Here is a 21,645-nt window from a genome sequence, read left to right as displayed (position 1 = left end):
CATGCAGACCAATTTCACCGCCGAACAGCTTGCCGATCCCCATGTGGCCGAATCCGAAGCAATCCTTCGCCGCTGTGTGCACTGCGGCTTCTGCACGGCGACCTGTCCCACCTATGTGACGCTTGGCAATGAGTTGGATAGCCCGCGCGGGCGCATTTATCTCATCAAGGATATGCTGGAGAACGGCCGTGCCGCCGATGCTGAGGTGGTGACCCATCTGGATCGCTGCCTGTCCTGCCTTGCCTGCACCACAACCTGTCCCTCCGGCGTCGATTACATGCACCTCATCGACAATGCGCGTGTGCATGTGGAAAATACCTATCGCAGGCCGCTGATGGATCGGCTCATTCGCGCCTTGTTGGCGGGCATTCTGCCCTATCCGGGCCGTTTTCGTCTGGCGCTGAAGGCAGCGCAACTGGGGCGGCCTTTCGCTTCCGTGCTCGCCGGTTTTCGCGGTGCCAAGCCGCTTGCCGCCATGCTGGAGCTTGCGCCGAAAAGACTGACTGCTCCTTCCAGTGAAGCGCGTGCAAGTGTGGTGGGAGAGGTGAGAGGGCGCGTTGCCATCCTCTCCGGCTGCGCCCAGCCTGTGCTCGATCCGCGTATCAATGAGGCAACCGAACGGCTGCTGACGCGCTTTGGCATCGAGATCGTGCGTCCGAAAGGGGAGGGCTGTTGCGGGGCGCTGGTTCACCATATGGGGCGCGAGGAACAGGCGCTGGAGTTTGCTCGCCGCAATGTGGATGTCTGGACGCGCGAAATCGAAGCCGGAGGTCTGGACGCCATCATCATCACCGCATCCGGCTGTGGCACCACCATCAAGGATTATGGCCACATGCTGCGGATGGACCCTGCCTATGCCGAAAAAGCCCGGCGCGTCTCAGCTCTCGCCAAGGATATAACCGAATATCTGGCGGCGCTGGATTTGCCGAAACAGGAAAGCCGGGGGCTGACGGTTGCCTATCACTCCGCCTGTTCCATGCAGCACGGCCAGAAAATCACGCTTCAGCCGAAAGCGCTCTTGCGCCAGGCGGGTTTTGCCGTGCGTGATCCGGCGGAAGGCCATCTCTGCTGTGGTTCGGCTGGCACCTACAACATCCTTCAACCGGAAATTTCCGCGCAGTTGAAGGCCCGCAAGGTGAAGAACATCGAAGCTACGAAGGCGGATGTCATTGCGACCGGCAATATTGGTTGCATGACCCAGATCGGCAGCGGCACGAAAATGCCCATCGTTCATACGGTGGAACTACTGGATTGGGCCTATGGTGGCCCAAAGCCGGAAAAGCTTGGTTGAATGGAAAGGCGGCGGATTGCTCCGCCGCCGACACTTGTCTTAGAGCGGGTCATTTTTTCACGAAAACGCCGAGCCTCTCCAAGCTTTTGTTTATGCGCATTTTCCGGACGGAAAACCGGTTTCCACTTTTCCTGGAAATGCTCTAAGCTTTTGTTTTTACGCATTCCCGGACGGAAAACCGCTACGCACTTTTCCTGGAAATGCTCACCCACCGAAAATCGTGCGCAGAATATCGATGCCCCGATCTTCGAAAGCGACATTGCCCTGTTTGTTGCCGGGGCCGATTACGATGACCTTCGCGCCCATTTGAGCGCGTGAATAAAGATGCTCAACATCCTTGTTCATCATGCGGATGCAGCCGGATGACATGTTGAGGCCGATTGTCCAGGGCTGGTTGGTGCCGTGGATGCGGAAGATCGTGTCACGCCCGCCCTTGTAGAGATACATGGCGCGGGCGCCAAGCGGATTGTCTTCGCCACCCTTCTGCACGGTCGGCAGGATATGGCCCTTGCGCGCTTCGCGGGCAATCATTTCCTTGGGCGGACGCCATTCCGGCCATTCTTCCTTGCGGCCGATATTAACCACACCTGACCAGCCGAAGCCTTCACGGCCAACGCCCACGCCATATCGGGTGGCGCGGTTATTGCCTTCCACGAAGTAGAGAAACTTGTTGTTGGTATCGATGATGATGGTGCCGGGGGCTTCATTGGTTGCAAGGCGCACCATGCGGCGCTGGAACTTCTCATCCACCTGCTTGCGCTGAACAACCTGTGTCACGCCATTTGCATGTGTCGGTTCGGCCGTGCGGGTGAAGGCAAAAGCCGTATCCGTGAAGGCCAGCAGCGTGGAAGCGGCCAGCATGAAGCCCAGCCGGGTTTTCGTCAGTTTCATCCCCATCCCCAGTTTGTGTAGAAACAACCAAGCCGAGAATTTGCCGGTTGCATTTTAAAAGCAAGTGTCCGGGGCGAGAATGATTTGGCGAAAAGCAAATTCTTCGCCCCGGTTGCGGCATTTACATCACGATAACTTTGGTGCCCACTTTCACGCGGCCATAAAGATCCGTCACGTCCTCATTGCGCATACGAATGCAGCCGGAGGAAACCGCGCTGCCAATCGTCCAGGGCGCATTGGTGCCATGGATGCGGTAAAGCGTGGAGCCGAGATAGAGCGCCCGTGCGCCGAGCGGATTTTCCGGCCCGCCTTCCATGGATGCGGGCAGGTAATGGCCCTTGGCGGCTTCGCGCGAAATCATTTCCTGTGGCGGATGCCAGCTTGGCCATTCCGCCTTGCGCGTCACGGTGTGGCTGCCAGCCCATTCGAAACCTGGCTTGCCAACGCCCACGCCGTAGCGCTTGGCTTGGCCATTTTCCATGACGAGGTAGAGGAAGCGGTTGTTGGTATCGATGACGATGGTGCCAGCCGGATGCTTTGTCTCGTAGGAAACCATCTGTGGCAGGAATTGCGGTTCGATGCGGCCCTTGATCACTGGAACACGCTGCATGGCAGCGGCCTGAACAGGTGCGCGAACAGGGCGATCCGCAAAGCCGCGATCGGTGCGAAGCCGGGTCGATTGCGTTTGCGGCACCACATAGGCCGGTTGGCGCGGTTGATAGACATAGCGCTGCTGGTCCACATTGCGCGTTGAAGGGGCGCGGTAGTCCCTGACCTGCGGCTGAACGCGATAACCTGCCTGTGGACGGGGTTGCGCACCAAGCTGCATGACCCAAGGCGCGCTGAGATCGGGGCTAACGATCACCGGCGGACGCTCGCGGTAACGATCATCGGCTTGCGCCTGCCCGGAGATGAGGCCGATCATCGCGGCACTGATCAACATCATCGCTTTCTTCGACATCGAAGGCATCCCTCTTTTTCACATCTCTTGCAACGAGCTTTGAACGTGGAAAGACCCTGCCGCCTGAGAACCAAGCGAATGGTAAATTTCGGGTGGTTCGAATGTGCGGATTGCGCGAAAGCTTTTGGCAAGGTTAATTGCCGGTTCGCAAATATGGTTGATAGCCGCTGAATCGCGGGTCTGAGGGGGAAGGTTTGGGGATGACAAAGCCGGGCATTATCGAGGGTATGGATGGCCGCTGCCGCTGCGCCTGGCATCAGAACCTTGAGGATTACCAGCGCTATCATGATAATGAATGGGGCCATCCGGTGACGGATGATGTGCGCCTGTTTGAAAAGATTTGCCTGGAAGGTTTCCAGTCAGGTCTGTCCTGGCTCACGATCCTGCGCAAGCGCGAGAATTTCCGCGCCGCTTTCGCAGGCTTCGATTTCCATCAGGTGGCTGGCTTCGATGAGGGGGATGTGGAACGGCTGGTCAGTGATGCGGGTATTATTCGCCATCGCGGCAAGATTACCTCCACCATCAACAATGCCCGCCGCGCCATTGAAATGCGTGAGGAGTTCGGCTCACTTGCCCGCTTCTTCTGGTCCTACGAGCCAAAGCCGGATGAGCGGCCAACGGTGATGGATCTGGAGACCCTGCGCGCTAATCCCACCACGGCTGTATCGGTTCGTCTTTCCAAGGATCTGAAGAAGCGGGGCTGGACATTCGTTGGCCCCACCACCGTCTATGCCTTCATGCAGGCCATGGGGTTGGTGAACGACCATCTGGATGGCTGCTACAAGCAGCCGGAGATTGATGCTCTACGCGCGTCCTTCGCTCGGCCCTGATCCTATCTCCTCAATCAGGGCCGGCAGTTCGCCGAGATCGAGGATTTCGCGAAAGCGCGGTGCCTCCGTGGGTTTCTCTACATGCTCCAGAATCCAGGTCAGTTCGTGTGGCACGAACACACCCCAGGCACCTGAGGCGAGGGCGGGCACCACGTCTGATTTCAGCGAATTGCCCACCATCATCGCCCGTTCCGGCCCCTCACCATGCTTGCCGAAAATTCGGCGATAGGTGGTGGCCGTCTTGTCCGAGACAATCTCCACCGCGTCAAAGAAATCGCCAAGGCCGGATTGGGCGAGCTTTCGCTCCTGATCGAACAGATCGCCTTTCGTGATCAGCACGAGAAAATACTGGCCCCGCAAGGCTTCCAAAGCAGCCCGCGCATGGGGCAGGCATTCCACCGGATGCTTTAGGAGTTCACGACCGATTTCCAAAATATCGCCCACCACCTTGGTGGGAGCCTTGCCTTCGGTCACCTCAAGCGCGGTCTCGATCATGGAAAGGGTGAATCCCTTGATGCCGAAGCCGTAATGGGCAAGGTTGCGGCGCTCCGCTTCCAGCAATCGCTCGGACACCGACTCACCTTCAGCATAATCGGCCAATAGGTCGCGAAAGCTCTGCTCCGTCAGCCTGTAGAACTGCTCGTTCTGCCACAATGTGTCATCGGCATCGAAGCCAATGGTGGTGATGGGACGGATTGTCATGCCCTGCCTCCCTTGCTTTTTCTCAATTTAAGCAGCGAATGAACCAAGGCAATAGACCCCCTCTGTCCAGCCGGACAGAGGGGGCGGCAGTGGAGTCTACCTCGAGTGCCGCATGACGAGCGTCTGCCGCACTTTGATTGGATACTGAAAAATCAGCCGCCGTTCTTGGCCAGCCAATCCTTCATCATTTTGATTTCCGCCTCCTGTGCCTTGATCACCTCTTCGGCCAATTTGCGGATTTCCGGGTCTTTTCCATGCTCAAGTTCGATGCGCGCCATGTCGATAGCGCCCTGATGATGCGGGATCATGGACCGCACGAAATCCACATCCGTCTTGCCGCTGAACTTGATCATCATGTTCTTATGCATGTCGGCATTGGCCTTCTCGAAAGCCTTGGTGGAGGCGGAACCGTGCGTGGACATGTCCGCATGTCCATCATGCCCCTTCATCTCTTGCGAAAGGACGGGGGAAGCCACGAGGCCAAGTGCCAGAACGGCAGCGGACAGGGTTGAGATGTTCATTGTCATCTTCTCCATAAGCGTTTGAATTGTCTTCACTCGGGGAAACAGAGTTTAGGCGCGTGGAGGAGGGAGAAGTGGGCGGGGAACAGATTGCGCCATGGGTTGAACCAGATCCGGTGCCGGTGCGCCGCCAAGCAGGCTCGGTGTAGCGGCAACAGGAACGATAGGGCTCAAAGCCGTACAGACAATGCACATGGCCATATTACAGCCCAGCGCTGCCAGCGGGCAGTGCGGAGCTTGTGCCTCTTTCTCATGCCCTGCTTTGGCGTGATGCTCGGAATTGTCATGCCCGCTGTGCTCCATCTGGCTCATGGCCTGTGTCACAGGCATTGCCATGGCAGGCATGGCAAGCTGCATCAATAGGCTCACAAACATGGCGAGGACAGAAAATCGGCGCATGAGCTGAGAGTTAGACATGGCGCGGCCGTTGGCAAGTGAATTTCTGTTTCACTTGCTTGAGTGCCTCAAGCAGCAATCACGCGATGCACGGCAATGGTGTCCGGGCTCATTTCGCCATAGGGAACGACGGTCCACTCCCAGGTGGAAAGCGCATTGGGAGCATCGACACCCGCCAGAAGGTCGCCCTGTTCCACCAAAAGCCCTTGTCGGTTGCGCACCTCGTAATCCACATCTGTCACAATACAGGTTTTGCAGGGCAAGGCGGCGAGACCTTCCAGATGCGCGCGGATCATCAGCGGCAGAATGGCATTCGCATCGCGCCGTTCCGTTTCCAGCACCCGTCGTGCGCCCACCCCGATCTGAGAGAGAAGATTGGCAGAGACCACGAAATCCAGATAAGGCACCTGTCGCAGGAAAGAGAGCGGCTCGGGCATCTGGCCCGTTCTTGCTGTGTCCAGACCGGACAAATCGCGAGAGATCAACCGCAGCTTCTTCTTACCCTTCAGGACCGCCCAGGCTCGGACGCTCGCCAGATGCACCAGATCGACCAACACCACCGTATCGAAAGCCGCAAGCAGTTCGTGGATCGGCACATCGCGCAACAGGCCGGAGCCGAGAACCACCGCTGTGCGGCGCTGTTTCAGCCCCTTCATAGCGCTGATGATATGCGCTTTCGATTGCACCTCATGAGGTGCCCAATGTGCCGCGCAACGGCGCGCCCGCGCCCAGAGCGCGATTGACGAGGAAACATGCGGGCGAAAGGCTTTCGGCGTCAGCGGCCAGCTTGCGCCATAGTTCAGGGCTTCTAAAATCATGGGCCTTGCAAGGTTAGGGAGAGGAAGCAGAAAATTGGCGGCATTTATATCCATGAGGATGCCGCACTTCTACCCTTCGCCCTTGCCGCTTGCAGCGCCATCCTCTAAGAAACCGGTCAAAATTCCGGCTTTTTAGCAGAGCCGTGGCAATGGAAGACGATCATGAGCGACAAGAAGCAAAAACAGCAGAAACTGAAGGCCCGCCTGCCGCGCGGCTTTGTCGATCGGACAGCCACCGATATCCATGCCACGAATGAAATGGTTGCCAAGATCCGCGAAGTCTATGAACGCTACGGTTTCGACCCCATCGAGACACCGCTGTTTGAATATACCGATGCGCTGGGCAAATTCCTGCCCGATAGCGACCGCCCGAACGAAGGCGTTTTCTCACTTCAGGATGATGACGAGCAGTGGATGTCGGCGCGCTACGACCTGACCGCGCCGCTCGCCCGCCATGTGGCGGAAAACTTCAACGAAATCCAGCTGCCTTACCGCACCTATCGCGCTGGCTATGTGTTCCGCAACGAAAAGCCCGGCCCGGGCCGCTTCCGCCAGTTCATGCAGTTCGATGCCGATACGGTCGGCGCACCGGGCGTTCAGGCCGATGCTGAAATGTGCATGATGATGGCCGATACGCTGGAAGCGCTTGGCATCAAGCGCGGCGATTATGTGATCCGGGTAAACAACCGCAAGGTTCTGGATGGTGTGATGGAAGCCATTGGCCTCGGCGGTGATGAGAATGCGGCGCGGCGTCTGAACGTGCTGCGGGCAATTGATAAGCTAGACAAGTTCGGCCCGGAAGGGGTGAAGCTTTTGCTGGGTCCGGGCCGCAAGGATGAAAGCGGCGATTTCACCAAGGGTGCGGGGCTGGATGACGAGCAGATCCAGAAGGTACTCTTCTTCGTCGGCATCAAGAACTATGCGGAAAGTGCGGCTGAACTGGCCGAAATGGTTGCCGCAACCTCCAAGGGCGCAGAGGGCGTTGATGAGCTCAACACCATTGGTGCGCTCGTCACAAGCGCAGGCTATGACGCCTCACGCATCAAGATCGACCCTTCAGTCGTTCGCGGCCTCGAATACTACACCGGCCCCGTTTACGAAGCCGAACTTACCTTCGATGTGACCAACGAGAAGGGAGACAAGGTCGTTTTCGGCTCTGTCGGTGGTGGTGGTCGTTACGATGGTCTCGTCTCCCGCTTCATGGGGCAGCCGGTCCCGGCCACGGGCTTTTCCATCGGCGTGTCGCGTCTCATGACGGCACTGAAAAATCTCGGCAAGCTGGGGCAGGATGAGGTTCTGGCTCCGGTTCTCGTCACCGTCATGGATGGAGATGTGGAGGCCATGGGCCGCTACCAGCGCTTCACGCAGGCGCTGCGCAATGAAGGCATTCGCGCCGAGATGTATCAGGGCAATTGGAAGAAGTTCGGCAACCAGTTGAAATATGCTGACCGTCGCGGCTCACCCATTGCCATCATCCAGGGCGGTGATGAACGCGCTGAGGGCGTGGTGCAGATCAAGGATCTGATCGAGGGCAAGCGCCTCTCCGGCGAAATTACCGATAACACCGAGTGGCGTGAGGCCCGTGTGGCACAAGTCATGGTGCCGGAAGCGGAGCTGGTAGCGAAGGTAAAAGAAATCCTCGAGCATCAGGCGGAAGACCGTCGTCGGGCAAAGGGCGTCTGAGCCCATGCCGCTGACCGATATGCCGGATTTTGCCGAAACGATCCTGAGCGAGTTCGCCGCCCGCAACACGTCGCGGGTGGATACGCCGGTCATTCAACCCGCCGAGCCGTTTCTGGATATGGCCGGTGAGGATCTACGCCGCCGGATTTTCCTGACCGAGAGTGAGCGGGGAGACAGCCTCTGCCTTCGCCCGGAATTCACCATTCCCGTCTGTCTGCGCCATATCGAAACCGCAACCGGCACGCCGAAGCGTTATTCCTATCTGGGGCAGGTGTTTCGCCAGCGCCGCGAAGGCGCAAACGAGTTCTATCAGGCGGGGATCGAGGATCTCGGCGAGAAGGATGCAGCAACAGCCGATGCCCGCAGCGTGGCGGACGCGCTGGCCTGCCTGCAGCAGATTTTGCCGGGCCGCGCCTTTGCCGTCACCATTGGTGATCAGGCGGTGTTCGAGGCGGTCGTCGCGGCTCTTGGTCTGCCCTCCGGCTGGCAGCGCCGCCTTGTGCGCGCCTTCGGCCAGACCGATGTGCTGGAAGCGATGATTGCGCGTCTCGCCAAGCCGCAACCTGTCGCCGGTTTGTCGCCTGAAGTGGAAATGCTGCTGGAAGCGGGCGATGACGCGGGCCTTACACTGCACCTGAAGGGTGAGATGGAGCGCACCGGCTACCTCACCAATGCCAGCCGTGCGCCGGAAGAAATTGTGCGTCGCCTGAAGGAAAAGCGGCTGCTGGCTGGCGCTTCGCTGGATACTGCAAAGCTCGATGCGCTGAAGGAGTTTCTCTCCATCAATGTATCGCTGCGCTATGCGCCGGGCGTGCTGGCGGATTTTGCCCGCTCCGCCGGTCTGCCGTTGGATGAGGCGATTGCGGGCTTCGACGCGCGTGTCGCGGCTTTGGCAAAAGCAGGCGCTTCGCTGGCCGATATCACCTGGCGGGCGGCCTTCGGGCGTCCGCTCGATTACTATACCGGACTTGTGTTCGAGATCACCGTGCGCGGCGACCATGATGTGCTGGTGGGTGGCGGTCGCTATGACCGGATGCTGACGCTGCTTGGCGCGAAAGATCATATTCCAGCCGTGGGCTTTTCCATGTGGCTGGACAGAATTGAAAAGTCGGTGGAGGCATCACGATGACGATTACCATCGGTCTGCCCTCCAAGGGTCGCATGAAGGACGATGCCTCCGCCGTGTTCGAGCGGGCAGGCATGAAGATCGTCGCCGTTGGCAATGACCGCTCCTATCGCGGGCGCGTCGAAGGCTGGGACGATGTGGAAATCGCTTTCCTCTCAGCCTCGGAGATTTCCCGCGAAATCGGCAATGGCACGGTCGATTTCGGCGTGACTGGCGAAGACCTTATCCGCGAAGGTTTAGCGGAAGCGGATAAGCGTGTAGAGATTGCCGCCCGCCTTGGCTTTGGCCATGCGGATGTCGTGGTGGCCGTGCCGGACATCTGGCTCGATGTGGAAACCATGGCGGACCTTGGTGATGTGGCAGCGGAATTCCGCTCCCGCCATGGTCGTCGTCTGGCGATTGCCACGAAGTACTGGCGGCTAACGCAGCAGCATTTTTCCCACAGCCACGGCATCCAGCTCTACCGCATTGTCGAGAGCCTTGGTGCCACCGAGGGCGCACCAGCGGCAGGGCAGGCGGATATCATCGTGGACATCACCTCCACCGGCTCCACGCTGAAGGCGAACCATCTGAAGCTTCTTTCCGATGGCGTGATCCTGCGCTCTGAAGCCTGCCTCGTGCGTGCCAGAAAGCCGGAGCATGAGGGCAATGAAACCGTCGCCCGCATCGTCAGGGCTATTCAAAGCGTGTTGTAAATGGTGCGACTGGCGGTGGCGTGGCTAACCGCGCCAGCGTCGGAAATTTTGTTCTTTATTTGTTCCGATCTTTGCGCTAGCTTTTCCTCTCACCGCGAGGGGGAAAGCCAATGCAATTCTACGTCACACTGGGTGCCTGCGATGCAGCGGCAGCACATGCATTTTATGATGAAGTGCTGGCAACGATTGGCTGGTCGGCCCATACAACATTTGGCAGTTGGCGCGGCTATTCCGCCAAGGGACAAAAAGACGGCATAACGGTCTGGGTCGTCAGCCATTTAACGATGAACCGGCCAGCAGCGGAAACGGAACCATGGTAGGCTTTCCTGCGGCATCTTCCTCAGAAGTTGATGCGTTCTACGCGCGCGCTATGGCACTTGGTGCGACAGATGAAGGAGCCGCCGGACCTCGGCCAGATTATGGGGCAAACTGGTATTCGGCCTACATGCGCGACCCAACAGGTAATAAAATTGCCGTGGTTTTTAACGGCTGACTGCAAGACACCTGATTTTCGTCAGATTATCGCATGGAAAACCCGCCGGAAGTGGCTTCCGGCGGGTTCTTCATGTCTGGGAGGTCAGACTAAGCTTTATGCGATGGCAGGTGCTGCACCGCGGCGGGCGTCGATGGAGTAAGCGCCAGCACCGACAGCAGCAAGCAGGATGTAAGCGCCAGCCAGCGTGAAGTTCTTCATCATCATGATGCCGTTCAGCGTATTGATCCAGCCGAGGGCCGCATCAGGCCAGCCAGGAACGGCAACCGTGCCGGAATGGAAAACAGCGCCAGTGAAGATGCAGAAGGCAGCAAGGGCGAAACCAACGATCTTGGTCTGGAAACCAACCAGAACGGCAAGGCCGGTTAGCAGCTCGAATGCGCCAGCAAGGTAGGCCAGAGCCGTGGCAGCAGGCAGGCCAGCGCCGGTGATCATGCCAGCCGTACCAGCAGGATCGGTCAACTTGCCAAAACCGGATGTGATGAAGATGTAGGAGAGCAGGATGCGCGCGACGAGGATCAGCGCATTATTGGTGGCGGACATAGGATGTCTCCGAATTTGCCGTGGCGGCGTTAACTTGATGGACGGACTATGCGCCAGAACGTCGCAGCAAGAAAGATGAACAGTAGGAGACGCATTGTTCGATAATGGTTGACGACATCACCGTGATCGGGGTGTGAGCCGTCGTGACCGGCCATTTCATGAATGACGACTTCATCTCGCATTCAGCCACGCTACTTCATCCTGTCTCTAACAAAATAAAGATTGGAAGGAGATACTCATGAAAAAGCTCATCATCAGCGCGCTAGCTCTTGTCATGGCGTCGTCTGTGCCGGTGTTTGCGCAGACCTATCGCTCAGAGGCGCGGGAATATCGACAGGAGCATCGCATCCATCGGGCTCTGCGCCAAGGCGAGTTGACGCCGCGTGAAGCCCATAGGCTCATGCGCCAGCAGCAACGCATTGATCGCGCCCAGGCGCGTGCCGCCCGCGATGGCTACGTCACCCGCCGCGAGCGCCATAAAATAGAGCGGATGCAGGATCGCGCCTCTCGCAACATCTACCGCAAGAGCCATAATGGATATGGCTACTACTGAGATTTAAATACAGCCGGTTTGGGGGAGGGCATTGGCCCTCCCTTTCTAGTTGATGGTCTCAACCATGCCTTTTGATAGGCGAAACAACCCATCTTGAGGTACGGGCAGGCTCAGCATCTCTTGATGCGATATTCCTAAATAGAGACCGCGGATCATACGCCCAAGTAGACCGTGCGAAACTGCGATAGTGGGCTGTGTCAAAGTGTCGAACCAGAGACGGACGCGGTCCAGCACGGCCTCAATGGTTTCTCCATCTGGAGATCGGAAGAACCAATTGAACTCATTGGAATTTGCGATTTGAACCGGGTATTCCATTTCGATCTCGTATCGGGTCATCCCATCCCAACGGCCTATTGAGACTTCCACAAGCTTCTCCTCCGTCGAAAAGTGATAGCCTGTGTGGGCCGTGATGATCTTGGCGGTCTCCTGCGTCCTTCCAAGCGGACTTACAACAAAATTCATCTCTGAAGCCGAGTGGCCAATCTGGCTTTTCAGCAGTGCCGCAACCTTCTCGGCTTGGGCGCGTCCATTCGTCGTAAGCGGTGAATCCAGTCGGCCTTGGTAGCGCCCAAGCGAGTTCCAGACGGTCTCGCCGTGCCTGATGAGAAAAATTGGCGGTCGCTCGCTCATGATTGTTTTTCTCCCCCCGATATTCTCGGTACCATGATTGGTTACAAGTCCGGCAGCGTTGCGGGCAACCAAAAAGGGCGCCGGTTTCCCGACGCCCTTTCCGTATTCCTGAACCGGATGGCCCAGATGCAAAGACCCGCAGGTCTTACATCATGTCCATGCCGCCTGTTCAGTGCGCTTGACGCACTGAACCACTTTTAGATGATGGGCGGCTTGGATGGACCTGTCCTGTGATAGGCTTGTCGCCTATCACATCATGTCCATGCCGCCCATGCCGCCCATGCCGCCTGGCATTGCAGGTGCGTCCTTCTTCGGCAGTTCTGCGATCATGGCTTCCGTCGTGATCAGCAGCGAAGCAACGGATGCTGCGTTCTGCAGAGCGGTGCGAACAACCTTGACCGGGTCAACAATACCCATGGCGATCATGTCGCCATACTCAGAGGTCTGAGCGTTGTAGCCGAAGTTGTCTTCGTTCTTTTCGAGGATCTTGCCAACAACGATGGAAGCTTCGTCACCGGCGTTGTCTGCGATCTGGCGAACCAGAGCCTGCAGAGCGCGGCGAACGATGTTGATGCCAGCTTCCTGGTCGTCGTTTGCACCCTTGACGGCGATCTTCGTGGAAGAACGCAGCAGAGCAGTACCACCGCCCGGTACGATACCTTCCTGAACAGCAGCGCGGGTTGCGTTCAGAGCGTCGTCGATGCGATCCTTGCGCTCCTTCACTTCCACTTCCGTTGCACCGCCAACGCGGATAACGGCAACGCCGCCAGCGAGCTTTGCAAGACGCTCCTGCAGCTTTTCGCGGTCGTAATCGGAAGAGGTTTCTTCGATCTGAGCCTTGATCTGCGCAACGCGGCCTTCGATGTCGGACTTCTGGCCAGCACCGTCAACGATCGTGGTATTTTCCTTGGAGATCGAAACCTTCTTGGAACGGCCAAGCATGTCGAGGGTCACGTTCTCGAGCTTGATGCCGAGATCTTCAGAGATCACGGTACCGCCGGTGAGGATCGCGATGTCTTCCAGCATGGCCTTGCGGCGATCGCCGAAGCCAGGAGCCTTGACCGCAGCAATCTTCAAGCCGCCACGCAGCTTGTTGACAACGAGGGTCGCAAGAGCTTCGCCTTCAACATCTTCAGCGATGATGAGGAGCGGCTTGCCAGTCTGAACAACGGCTTCGAGAACCGGCAGCATGGCCTGCAGGTTGGAAAGCTTCTTCTCGTGAAGGAGAATGAAAGCATCTTCCAGGTCAGCAACCATCTTTTCAGGGTTGGTGACGAAGTAAGGCGAAAGGTAGCCGCGGTCGAACTGCATGCCTTCGACGACTTCCAGTTCGGTTTCAGCAGTCTTGGCTTCTTCGACGGTGATAACACCTTCGTTGCCAACCTTCTGCATGGCTTCGGCAATGTCCTTGCCAACCTGCGTGTCGCCGTTAGCAGAGATCGTACCAACCTGAGCAACTTCCTCAGAGGTGTTGATCTTCTTTGCCTTGGCCTGCAGGTCCTTGACAACTTCAGCAACGGCCAGATCGATACCGCGCTTCAGGTCCATCGGGTTCATGCCGGCAGCAACGGCCTTCTGGCCTTCGCGAACGATAGCCTGGGCAAGAACGGTTGCAGTGGTGGTGCCGTCGCCCGCGATGTCGTTGGTCTTCGACGCTACTTCGCGAACCATCTGGGCGCCCATGTTTTCGAACTTGTCTTCCAGTTCGATTTCCTTGGCGACCGATACACCGTCCTTCGTGATGCGCGGAGCGCCGAAGGACTTGTCGATAACAACGTTACGACCCTTCGGGCCGAGCGTTACCTTGACGGCATCAGCGAGAATGTCGACGCCACGCAGCATCTTTTCGCGGGCTGTGCGGCCGAATTTTACTTCTTTAGCTGCCATTTTAAAACTCCTCTGAGCTATTCAAGCTCACTGTCGTTCGAATCTTGTGGTGGACGTGTCAGTCGGCAAAAATCAGCCGATGATGCCCATGATGTCGGCTTCCTTCATGATCAGAAGGTCTTCGCCGTCGAGCTTCACTTCCGTGCCGGACCACTTGCCGAACAGAACGCGATCACCAACCTTGACGTCGAGCGCTACGATCTTGCCAGACTCATCGCGAGCGCCGGAACCGACGGCGACGATTTCGCCTTCCTGCGGCTTTTCCTTCGCGGTGTCAGGAATGATGATGCCACCCTTCGTCTTTGCTTCGGATTCGACGCGACGAACGACAACGCGGTCGTGCAGCGGGCGGAAATTGGTGCTTGCCATTGTCTATTCCCTCGATCAAATGACATTGACGGGCTTTAGAGACCCGTATCTCTGCTGTTAGCACTCGTCACTTTCGAGTGCCAGCGGCGCAGAGATAAGATTGGGCTTCCGCCGAGTCAAGAACGGGTCGCATCAAAAAATGTCCAATTTTTTTCGTTCATCATCATGGCAGGCTGATGACACGGCCCAAGTCGCTGAAAGCCCTAGTTTTTCAGAGCTTGTCAAAGTGTTCGCCCGCATTGGTTTCCTGAGTTTTGGCGGTCCGGCGGGACAAATCGCCCTCATGCACAAGGCCATTGTGGAAGAGCGCCGCTGGGTGGATGAGCAGCGTTTTCTCCATGCGCTCAGCTATTGCATGCTGCTGCCAGGGCCGGAAGCACAGCAATTGGCCACCTATATTGGCTGGATGAAGTTTGGCGTGCGCGGTGGCATTGTTGCTGGCCTGCTCTTCGTGTTGCCGGGTCTGGCCGTCATCATCGCCTTGTCCACAGCCTATGCGCTTTATCAGGATGCGCAGTGGTTGAGCGGGCTTTTCTTTGGCTTGAAAGCTGCGGTTCTCGCCATTGTCGTACAAGCCATGGTGCGGCTTGCGGCCAAGACATTAAAGACGGGCTTCCAGGCTGTTTTGGCCGTTGGGGCCTTCTTATCGCTTTTTGTTTTGGGCCTGCCTTTCCCATTGGTGGTGCTGGTGGCGGGCATTTTAGGCTATTTGCGCAGCCGACGTGCAGTCGCGCAATATTCGCCTGCCGCACCTAGCGCCGGGGAAGGGCGGTTTTCGCCTGGACGCTCGGCTCTTTCACTTATTTTCTGGGTTGTGATATGGCAATTGCCGCTGCTGGTTCTCTGGTCACTTGCAGGGGCGGAAGGGCTGGCGGCTATGTTCACCTTCTTTTCCAAAATGGCCATGGTCACCTTCGGCGGCGCCTATGCGGTGCTGGCCTATGTGGCGCAGGTGGCGGTGGAGAATTACGGCTGGCTGAAACCCGGCGAGATGGTGGATGGATTGGCTCTGGCTGAGACGACGCCCGGCCCTCTGGTGCTGGTGCTTTCCTTTGTCGGCTATCTCGTCGGTTTTCGCGGTGTGCCGGGGCTTGATCCCGTGCTTGGCGGTATCATCGGCGCCTTGTTGACGGCCTGGGCCACCTTCGTTCCAAGCTTCATCTGGATTTTTGCAGGCGCGCCTTTCATCGAGCGCCTTCAGGGCAATGCCAAGGTGTCTGCCGCGCTTTTGGCCATTACCTCTGCCGTGGTCGGCGTTATCGGTAATCTCGCGCTCTGGTTTGGTCTCCATGTCATTTTTGCCGAAGTGAAACACTATCCGCTGTTGGGAGAAAGTTGGCCCAATGGGCCGGGGCTCTGGTGGCCAAGCCCCTCAAGCATCGATCCGGCTGCGCTTGCTCTGTTTGCTCTCTCGGCCCTATTGTTGATGCGCTTCAACATGGGCATGGTGAAGGTGCTTCTTCTGTGCGCCGCACTCGGTATGGCGTGGCACTCCTTCGGCCACTAAAGCGTGCCGCGATCTTTCAGATTCACTCCTCACGCTTTAGGGGCAAAACTCCTTGCCATTGGCCCTCAGCTTTGCCATGTCAGCAGAAACGCATTCAGAACAGACCGGATCATTATGGCAAAGCGCATCAATACCCTTGGCGAAATCACGACAGGCTATGACGTGGTCCTGTCCGATGTATGGGGGGTTCTGCATAACGGCATTGATGTATTTCCTGCTGCTGCAGAGGCATTGGGTGAGGCGCGCAAGGCGGGTCTCGCTGTTGTTCTCATCACCAATTCGCCGCGTCCGGCACCCGGCGTCATCGACCAGCTGCGCGATATCGGCGTGCCGGATGGCACCTATGACCGGATTGTCACCTCCGGCGACGTAACGCGTAAACTTATCGCGGAAGGTCCCAAAAGCGTGTTCCTGCTTGGGCCTGAGCGGGATATGCCGCTTTTCGATGGACTGGATGTTAAGGTCACCGGTGAGGAAGAGGCGGATGCAATTGTCTGCACCGGCTTTTTCGATGACGAAAAGGAAGTGCCGGAAGATTATCATGACATGCTGACGCGTTTTCAAGAGAAGGGTGCGCCGCTGATTTGCGCCAACCCTGATCTGGTGGTGGAGCGCGGTCATCGCATCATCCCTTGCGCCGGGGCGGTTGCCGCCTATTACGAACAGCTGGGTGGCTCAACCCGCATTGCCGGCAAGCCCCACCGCCCGATCTACGAGGCAGCGCTTGCCGCCGCCCGTGAGGTGAAGGGCGAAGTGGATCTCTCAAAGGTGATTGCGGTGGGAGATGGAATGCCGACCGATGTAAAGGGCGCTCTCTCTTACGGGCTCGATCTTCTCTACATTTCCGGCGGCATTCACGCGGCGGAATACACAGTGAATGGTGAAACCGACGAGGCAATTTTGAACGCTTACTTGAAGCGTGAGGCAGCAACGCCGAAATGGTGGATGCCACGTCTGGCCTGATGGAATTGATAGACTGATGACCGTGTTTCACCGCAATGAACAGAAGGAAGCGCTGCCCGAAGCCTTAAAGGGCGGCGTGATTGCCATCGGTAATTTCGATGGTGTGCATCGTGGCCACCGCAGCGTTCTGGAAAAAGCGCTGGAAGTTGCAAAGGCGCGGGGCGTGCCGGCCCTCGTGCTGACGTTTGAGCCCCACCCGCGCACCCTGTTTCAGCCTGATCAGCCTGTCTACCGCCTGACGCCAGCACCTTTGAAGGCGCGTCTTTTAGAGGCGATGGGCTTCGATGCGGTGCTTGAATATCCCTTCGACCGCGAGTTTTCAAAGCGTAGCGCCGAAGAGTTCGTACAGGCCGTGCTGGTGGAGTGGCTGGCGGCGGGCGCTGTGGTCACCGGCTTTGATTTCCACTTCGGGCGGGGGCGCGAAGGCGGGCCTGCATTCCTGATTGAAGCGGGACGTCGGCATAATTTCGAAGTTTCCTTGGTTGATGCCTTCCGCGATGAGAATGCCGAGGTAATTTCCTCCAGCCGCATCCGTGATTGTCTCTCCGATGGTGATGTTGTGCAGGCAGCAGGGCTGCTGGGTTATCGCTACACGGTGGAAGCGGAAGTGGTGCACGGCGAAAAACTGGGTCGCACATTGGGCTATCCTACCGCCAACATGCGCATTGCCGCAGAAGCTGGTTTGAAACCCGGCATTTATGCTGTGCGCTTTCGCAGGCAAAACGGTGAGATTTTTGATGGTGTGGCAAGCTACGGTCGCCGCCCGACGGTAACGGATAATGGCGCGCCACTGTTGGAAACCTTCGTTTTTGGCTTTTCAGGAAGCCTTTACGGCGAAACCGCTGCCGTTTCCTTCTTCGGTTATCTGCGGCCAGAACTGAAGTTCGATGGGTTGGACCCACTGGTAGCGCAGATGAAACGGGATGAGGAAGAGGCGCGGGCGCTTCTGGCCGGCGTGCAGCCGTTGACCGAACTCGACCGAAAGCTTGCCTTCGCAGCCAGCGAAGCTTGAGCATTCGCCCTTTGACATTGGTCTTTGAACAAGTTGCATGACAGGATTGCAGAAAGTCATAGGCTTTTGTGTTCAAGATGCGCTAAAAGATGCGCCTTCATGGCCGGGCATGGCGTCCGGCCTTTTACCAGAAGGAGTGCGTGTCATGAGTGAATTTGCAAATCAGCGTTCAAATTTCCGGTCTTCTCCACGTTTTACCATTGGCCGCGACCAGCACGGTTATTGGGTCCTTCAGGATGAAGCCAATCGTTTCGGCGGTCTTTTCGCCAGCGAGGAAGCAGCGCTGAAATATGCAACACTCGTCAGCAAGGACCAAAGGGATATTCGCCGCGCTCCCGCTTCTACAGTGGTAGAGCTCATGAGCGGCAATGCAAGCCTATCCCGCGCTGCCTGATTTACCCATCTTTTTAAATTGAAGCGGAATAGTCTCGCCTGAATGGCTGGACATTCCGCTTCTTTCGTTTTTAAGGGTCGGACTTGTCTCTTTTCTTTCCGGGCAAAACCGCTTAAACAACCGCCCGATGACACAGCTTAAGCCAATAAGCACGCTTCGAATTATTGGCCCGGCCTTTCTGGCAGCCTGACGGCGCTGAAAGGTCCGGGTTTTTGGCGTTTCCCGGCTGTTTGCGCTGATCTGGCGCCTGTGACTGCCGCCCGACGCTTCTCGCTCTCCTACATTTCAGTTCGAGGCGCGCTTTTTGAAGGCCGCCCATTCAATGGCAAGATCATGACCGAGACCACGGACAAACTAGATTACTCCACCACGCTTTTCCTGCCCCAAACGGATTTTCCTATGCGCGCCGGTCTTCCGCAAAAAGAGCCGGAAATGGCACAGAAGTGGAAGCAGATGGGGCTTTACAAGCGCCTGCGCGCCTCCGCTGCTGGCCGCGAAAAATTCGTGCTGCATGATGGCCCTCCTTACGCCAACGGCAACATCCACATTGGCCATGCGCTGAACAAGGTGCTGAAGGATGTCATCACCCGCTCGTTCCAGATGCGCGGCTTCGATTCCAACTATGTTCCCGGCTGGGATTGCCACGGCCTGCCGATCGAGTGGAAGATCGAGGAAGCCTACCGCGCCAAGGGCAAGGATAAGAACGAAGTTCCGATCAACGAATTCCGCAAGGAATGCCGCGAATTTGCCCAAGGCTGGATCAATATCCAATCGGAAGAATTCCGCCGCCTTGGCATCGAAGGCGATTTCGATCATCCCTACACGACCATGGCCTTCCATTCGGAAGCCCGCATCGCAGGCGAACTCCTGAAAATCGCCATGAGCGGCCAGCTCTATCGCGGCTCCAAGCCCATCATGTGGTCGGTTGTGGAGCGCACAGCTCTGGCCGAGGCTGAGGTGGAATATGCCGAGGTTGAGAGCGACACGATCTGGGTGAAGTTCCCGGTAGTGCGGGGAGTGACTGAAGGATACCGAACAAGTCCTACCCCTGAACAGGTCAATGCCCCTCTGGTGCAAGAGGAAGCATACGTGGTGATCTGGACCACCACACCTTGGACCATCCCTGGCAATCGGGCGATCTCTTATTCCTCGAAGATCGAGTACGGTCTCTACGAGGTCTCCGAAGCGACGAATGAGTTTGGTCCACAGCCGGGTGAAAAGTTGATCTTCGCCAAGCGACTTGCTGAAGAAGCGGCTGCAAAGGCCAAGGTAGGTTTCAAGTTCATCCGTGACGTAAGTGGCGATGAGTTGGGCAACGTGGTATGTGCACATCCGCTCAGGAACCTCGCTGACGGTTATTTGTTTGACGTCCCCATGCTCGACGGTGATCACGTCACCGATGACGCTGGCACCGGCTTCGTTCACACCGCGCCGTCGCATGGTCGCGAAGACTTTGAGGCTTGGATGGCAAATGTCCGCCAGCTCGAAGTCCGCGGCATTGACACCAAGATTCCATTCCCGGTTGACGATGCCGGTTTCTATACGGAAGAAGCACCCGGTTTCGGCCCATCGGCTGAAGGTGGTGCTGCCCGCGTGATCGACGATAACGGCAAGAAGGGCGATGCCAACAAGCGCGTCATCGAAGCCTTGATTGCTGCGAACAACCTGTTTGCCCGTGGTCGCATCAAGCATGATTACCCGCATTCCTGGCGCTCCAAGAAGCCGGTTATCTTCCGCAACACGCCGCAGTGGTTCGTCTATATGGACAAGGACCTCTCCGACGGCACGACGCTGCGTACCCGCGCTTTGAACGCCATCGACCAGACGCGTTTCGTTCCCGCCGGAGGGCAGAACCGCCTTCGCGCCATGATCGAGCAGCGCCCGGATTGGGTTCTCTCGCGTCAGCGCGCCTGGGGTGTGCCGATCTGCGTGTTTGCCGATGCGGCAGGCAATGTGCTTCAGGATGGGGAGGTCAATGCCCGCATTCTCGAAGCCTTCGAGAAGGAAGGGGCCGATGCCTGGTTTGCCGAGGGCGCGAAAGAGCGTTTCCTCGGAACCGAGCATGACGGTGAGAAGTGGCAGATGGTCACTGACATTCTCGATGTCTGGTTCGATTCCGGTTCCACCCACACCTTTACGCTGGAAGACCGGCCAGACCTGAAATGGCCAGCCGATGTCTATCTGGAAGGCTCAGACCAGCATCGCGGCTGGTTCCATTCCTCGCTGCTCGAAAGCTGCGCCACCCGCGGCCGCGCGCCCTATAATGCTGTCATCACGCATGGTTTCACCATGGCGGAAGATGGCCGCAAGATGTCGAAGTCTCTCGGCAATACGGTGACGCCGCAGGATGTGATGAAGGAATCGGGTGCCGATATCCTGCGTCTCTGGGTCATGAGCACGGATTATGCGGAGGACCAGCGCCTCGGCAAGACGATCATCCAGACCAATATCGATGCCTATCGCAAGATCCGCAACACGATCCGCTGGATGCTTGGCACGCTGGCGCATGACCACGGCGATGAGATTGCTTACGCCGATCTGCCAGAGCTTGAAAAGCTCATGCTGCATCGCCTCAGCGAACTCGATCAGCTGGTGCGAAAGGGCTATGACGATTTCGATTTCAAGCGCATCGTTCGCGCTTTGTCGGATTTTGCCAATGTGGAACTGTCGGCCTTCTATTTCGATATCCGCAAGGACACGCTTTACTGTGATGCGCCGTCCAGCCTGAAGCGCCGCGCGGCACTCTATGTCATCCGCAAGCTGTTTGATTGCCTCGTGCTCTGGTTTGCGCCCATGATGCCGTTCACCACGGAAGAGGCATGGCTTTCGCGCAATCCACAGGCGGAATCGGTTCATCTGGAACAGTTCCCGGTGGTTCCGGCTGAATGGGCAAACGATGCTGTTTCGAACAAGTGGAAAAGCGTTCGTGCCGTTCGCCGTGCGGTGACGGGTGCTCTGGAAGTCGAGCGCAAGGAAAAGCGTATCGGTTCTTCGCTCGAAGCGGCTCCCGTCGTTCATGTGGGCGATGATGAGCTGTTGAAGGCTTTGGATGGCTTGGATTTCGCGGAAATCTGCATCACCTCGGATATTTCCGTGGTGGCAGGTGAAGGCCCATCCGATGCATTCCGTTTGGACGATGGCACCAAGGTTGCCGTTGAGCCCAAGCTTGCGGAAGGCACGAAATGCGCCCGTTCGTGGAAGATCACGAAGGATGTCGGCTCCGATCCCGACTACCCGGATGTCTCTGCGCGGGATGCCCAGGCGCTGCGGGAATTGGCCGCGAGTAAGTGAAGTCTCTGACCGGATGATTGCGCTTTGGCGCGTCATCCGGTAAGTCTGCCTGAAATTGGCCGGAATTTTCGGTCAGTCGAGGTTTTTGA

General features: G+C 57.6%; 21 protein-coding genes and 1 pseudogene. 12 read left to right on the top strand and 10 right to left on the bottom strand.

The window, feature by feature from the left end; genetic code table 11:
- Position 1: 1 nt before the first annotated feature.
- Positions 2–1,291, top strand: coding sequence for a glycolate oxidase subunit GlcF (gene glcF, locus AC0JZ1_RS12815; RefSeq protein WP_471882737.1), 1,290 nt, complete (start codon positions 2–4; stop codon positions 1,289–1,291).
- 204 nt (positions 1,292–1,495) lie between these two features.
- Here glcF and AC0JZ1_RS12810 read toward each other — a convergent pair whose 3' ends face one another.
- Complete coding sequence (locus AC0JZ1_RS12810) at positions 1,496–2,182, bottom strand: L,D-transpeptidase (RefSeq protein WP_471882736.1); 687 nt, start codon at positions 2,180–2,182, stop codon at positions 1,496–1,498.
- A gap of 121 nt (positions 2,183–2,303) precedes the next feature.
- Positions 2,304–3,143 (bottom strand): L,D-transpeptidase, encoded by an 840-nt coding sequence (locus AC0JZ1_RS12805; protein ID WP_471882735.1) that lies wholly within the window; start codon positions 3,141–3,143, stop codon positions 2,304–2,306.
- 200 nt (positions 3,144–3,343) lie between these two features.
- Between AC0JZ1_RS12805 and AC0JZ1_RS12800 the strand changes: the two genes are divergently transcribed.
- On the top strand, positions 3,344–3,973 hold the full coding sequence (locus tag AC0JZ1_RS12800; protein ID WP_471882734.1) for a DNA-3-methyladenine glycosylase I: 630 nt from the start codon (positions 3,344–3,346) through the stop codon (positions 3,971–3,973).
- Here the strand turns inward: AC0JZ1_RS12800 and AC0JZ1_RS12795 are convergent.
- The 4 genes from AC0JZ1_RS12795 to AC0JZ1_RS12780 all read right to left on the bottom strand — a co-directional run bounded on the left by AC0JZ1_RS12795 (position 3,947) and on the right by AC0JZ1_RS12780 (position 6,410).
- Complete coding sequence (locus AC0JZ1_RS12795; RefSeq protein ID WP_471882733.1) at positions 3,947–4,675, bottom strand: HAD family hydrolase; 729 nt, start codon at positions 4,673–4,675, stop codon at positions 3,947–3,949. The genes AC0JZ1_RS12800 and AC0JZ1_RS12795 overlap by 27 nt on opposite strands.
- Before the next feature lie 152 nt (positions 4,676–4,827).
- Positions 4,828–5,196 (bottom strand): CopM family metallochaperone, encoded by a 369-nt coding sequence (gene copM / locus AC0JZ1_RS12790; protein WP_471882732.1) that lies wholly within the window; start codon positions 5,194–5,196, stop codon positions 4,828–4,830.
- Between the two features lie 51 nt (positions 5,197–5,247).
- Complete coding sequence (locus AC0JZ1_RS12785; RefSeq protein ID WP_471882731.1) at positions 5,248–5,613, bottom strand: hypothetical protein; 366 nt, start codon at positions 5,611–5,613, stop codon at positions 5,248–5,250.
- A gap of 47 nt (positions 5,614–5,660) precedes the next feature.
- Positions 5,661–6,410, bottom strand: coding sequence for a hypothetical protein (locus AC0JZ1_RS12780; RefSeq protein WP_471882730.1), 750 nt, complete (start codon positions 6,408–6,410; stop codon positions 5,661–5,663).
- 162 nt (positions 6,411–6,572) lie between these two features.
- Here AC0JZ1_RS12780 and hisS point away from each other — a divergent pair, with 162 nt between their 5' ends.
- From hisS to AC0JZ1_RS12760, 4 genes and pseudogenes are all read left to right on the top strand, one after another.
- Positions 6,573–8,093 carry a histidine--tRNA ligase gene (gene hisS, locus AC0JZ1_RS12775; RefSeq protein WP_471882729.1) on the top strand — a complete coding sequence of 507 codons (1,521 nt, stop codon included), beginning with the start codon at positions 6,573–6,575 and terminating at the stop codon, positions 8,091–8,093.
- Positions 8,094–8,097: 4 nt separating this feature from the next.
- Complete coding sequence (locus AC0JZ1_RS12770) at positions 8,098–9,222, top strand: ATP phosphoribosyltransferase regulatory subunit (RefSeq protein WP_471882728.1); 1,125 nt, start codon at positions 8,098–8,100, stop codon at positions 9,220–9,222.
- The gene (hisG, locus tag AC0JZ1_RS12765) at positions 9,219–9,914 is read left to right on the top strand and encodes an ATP phosphoribosyltransferase (protein WP_471882727.1); all 696 of its coding nucleotides are present in this window, start codon (positions 9,219–9,221) and stop codon (positions 9,912–9,914) included. Before AC0JZ1_RS12770 ends, hisG begins: the two co-directional genes overlap by 4 nt.
- A gap of 110 nt (positions 9,915–10,024) precedes the next feature.
- A pseudogene (locus tag AC0JZ1_RS12760) lies at positions 10,025–10,407 on the top strand (VOC family protein).
- Positions 10,408–10,503: 96 nt separating this feature from the next.
- Here the strand turns inward: AC0JZ1_RS12760 and AC0JZ1_RS12755 are convergent.
- A complete protein-coding gene (locus tag AC0JZ1_RS12755) occupies positions 10,504–10,950 on the bottom strand; it encodes a DoxX family protein (protein ID WP_471882726.1) in 447 nt (148 codons plus the stop codon).
- 238 nt (positions 10,951–11,188) lie between these two features.
- Between AC0JZ1_RS12755 and AC0JZ1_RS12750 the strand changes: the two genes are divergently transcribed.
- The gene (locus tag AC0JZ1_RS12750; RefSeq protein ID WP_471882725.1) at positions 11,189–11,503 is read left to right on the top strand and encodes a hypothetical protein; all 315 of its coding nucleotides are present in this window, start codon (positions 11,189–11,191) and stop codon (positions 11,501–11,503) included.
- A gap of 45 nt (positions 11,504–11,548) precedes the next feature.
- Here the strand turns inward: AC0JZ1_RS12750 and AC0JZ1_RS12745 are convergent, their stop codons facing one another.
- The 3 genes from AC0JZ1_RS12745 to groES form a co-directional block, all read right to left on the bottom strand.
- A complete protein-coding gene (locus tag AC0JZ1_RS12745) occupies positions 11,549–12,133 on the bottom strand; it encodes a histidine phosphatase family protein (RefSeq protein WP_471882724.1) in 585 nt (194 codons plus the stop codon).
- A gap of 249 nt (positions 12,134–12,382) precedes the next feature.
- Positions 12,383–14,020: a chaperonin GroEL gene (groL, locus tag AC0JZ1_RS12740; RefSeq protein WP_471882723.1), complete on the bottom strand. Its 1,638-nt coding sequence runs from the start codon at positions 14,018–14,020 to the stop codon at positions 12,383–12,385.
- A gap of 72 nt (positions 14,021–14,092) precedes the next feature.
- Positions 14,093–14,389: a co-chaperone GroES gene (groES, locus tag AC0JZ1_RS12735; RefSeq protein WP_062553120.1), complete on the bottom strand. Its 297-nt coding sequence runs from the start codon at positions 14,387–14,389 to the stop codon at positions 14,093–14,095.
- A gap of 139 nt (positions 14,390–14,528) precedes the next feature.
- On the opposite strand from groES, the gene chrA reads away from it, so the two are divergent.
- The 5 genes from chrA to ileS all read left to right on the top strand — a co-directional run bounded on the left by chrA (position 14,529) and on the right by ileS (position 21,556).
- Complete coding sequence (chrA, locus tag AC0JZ1_RS12730) at positions 14,529–15,896, top strand: chromate efflux transporter (protein ID WP_471882722.1); 1,368 nt, start codon at positions 14,529–14,531, stop codon at positions 15,894–15,896.
- Positions 15,897–16,010: 114 nt separating this feature from the next.
- A complete protein-coding gene (locus AC0JZ1_RS12725; RefSeq protein WP_471882721.1) occupies positions 16,011–16,859 on the top strand; it encodes a TIGR01459 family HAD-type hydrolase in 849 nt (282 codons plus the stop codon).
- A 16-nt stretch (positions 16,860–16,875) separates the two neighbouring features.
- Complete coding sequence (locus AC0JZ1_RS12720; RefSeq protein WP_471882720.1) at positions 16,876–17,871, top strand: bifunctional riboflavin kinase/FAD synthetase; 996 nt, start codon at positions 16,876–16,878, stop codon at positions 17,869–17,871.
- A gap of 145 nt (positions 17,872–18,016) precedes the next feature.
- Positions 18,017–18,265 (top strand): hypothetical protein, encoded by a 249-nt coding sequence (locus tag AC0JZ1_RS12715; protein ID WP_471882719.1) that lies wholly within the window; start codon positions 18,017–18,019, stop codon positions 18,263–18,265.
- A 333-nt stretch (positions 18,266–18,598) separates the two neighbouring features.
- Positions 18,599–21,556 (top strand): isoleucine--tRNA ligase, encoded by a 2,958-nt coding sequence (gene ileS / locus AC0JZ1_RS12710; protein ID WP_471883441.1) that lies wholly within the window; start codon positions 18,599–18,601, stop codon positions 21,554–21,556.
- Positions 21,557–21,645 lie beyond the last annotated feature (89 nt).

The organism is Affinirhizobium capsici (assembly GCF_977018625.1).
Note: the sequence above shows the minus strand (reverse complement) of the source record. Positions and strands in the feature narration are given on the sequence as shown.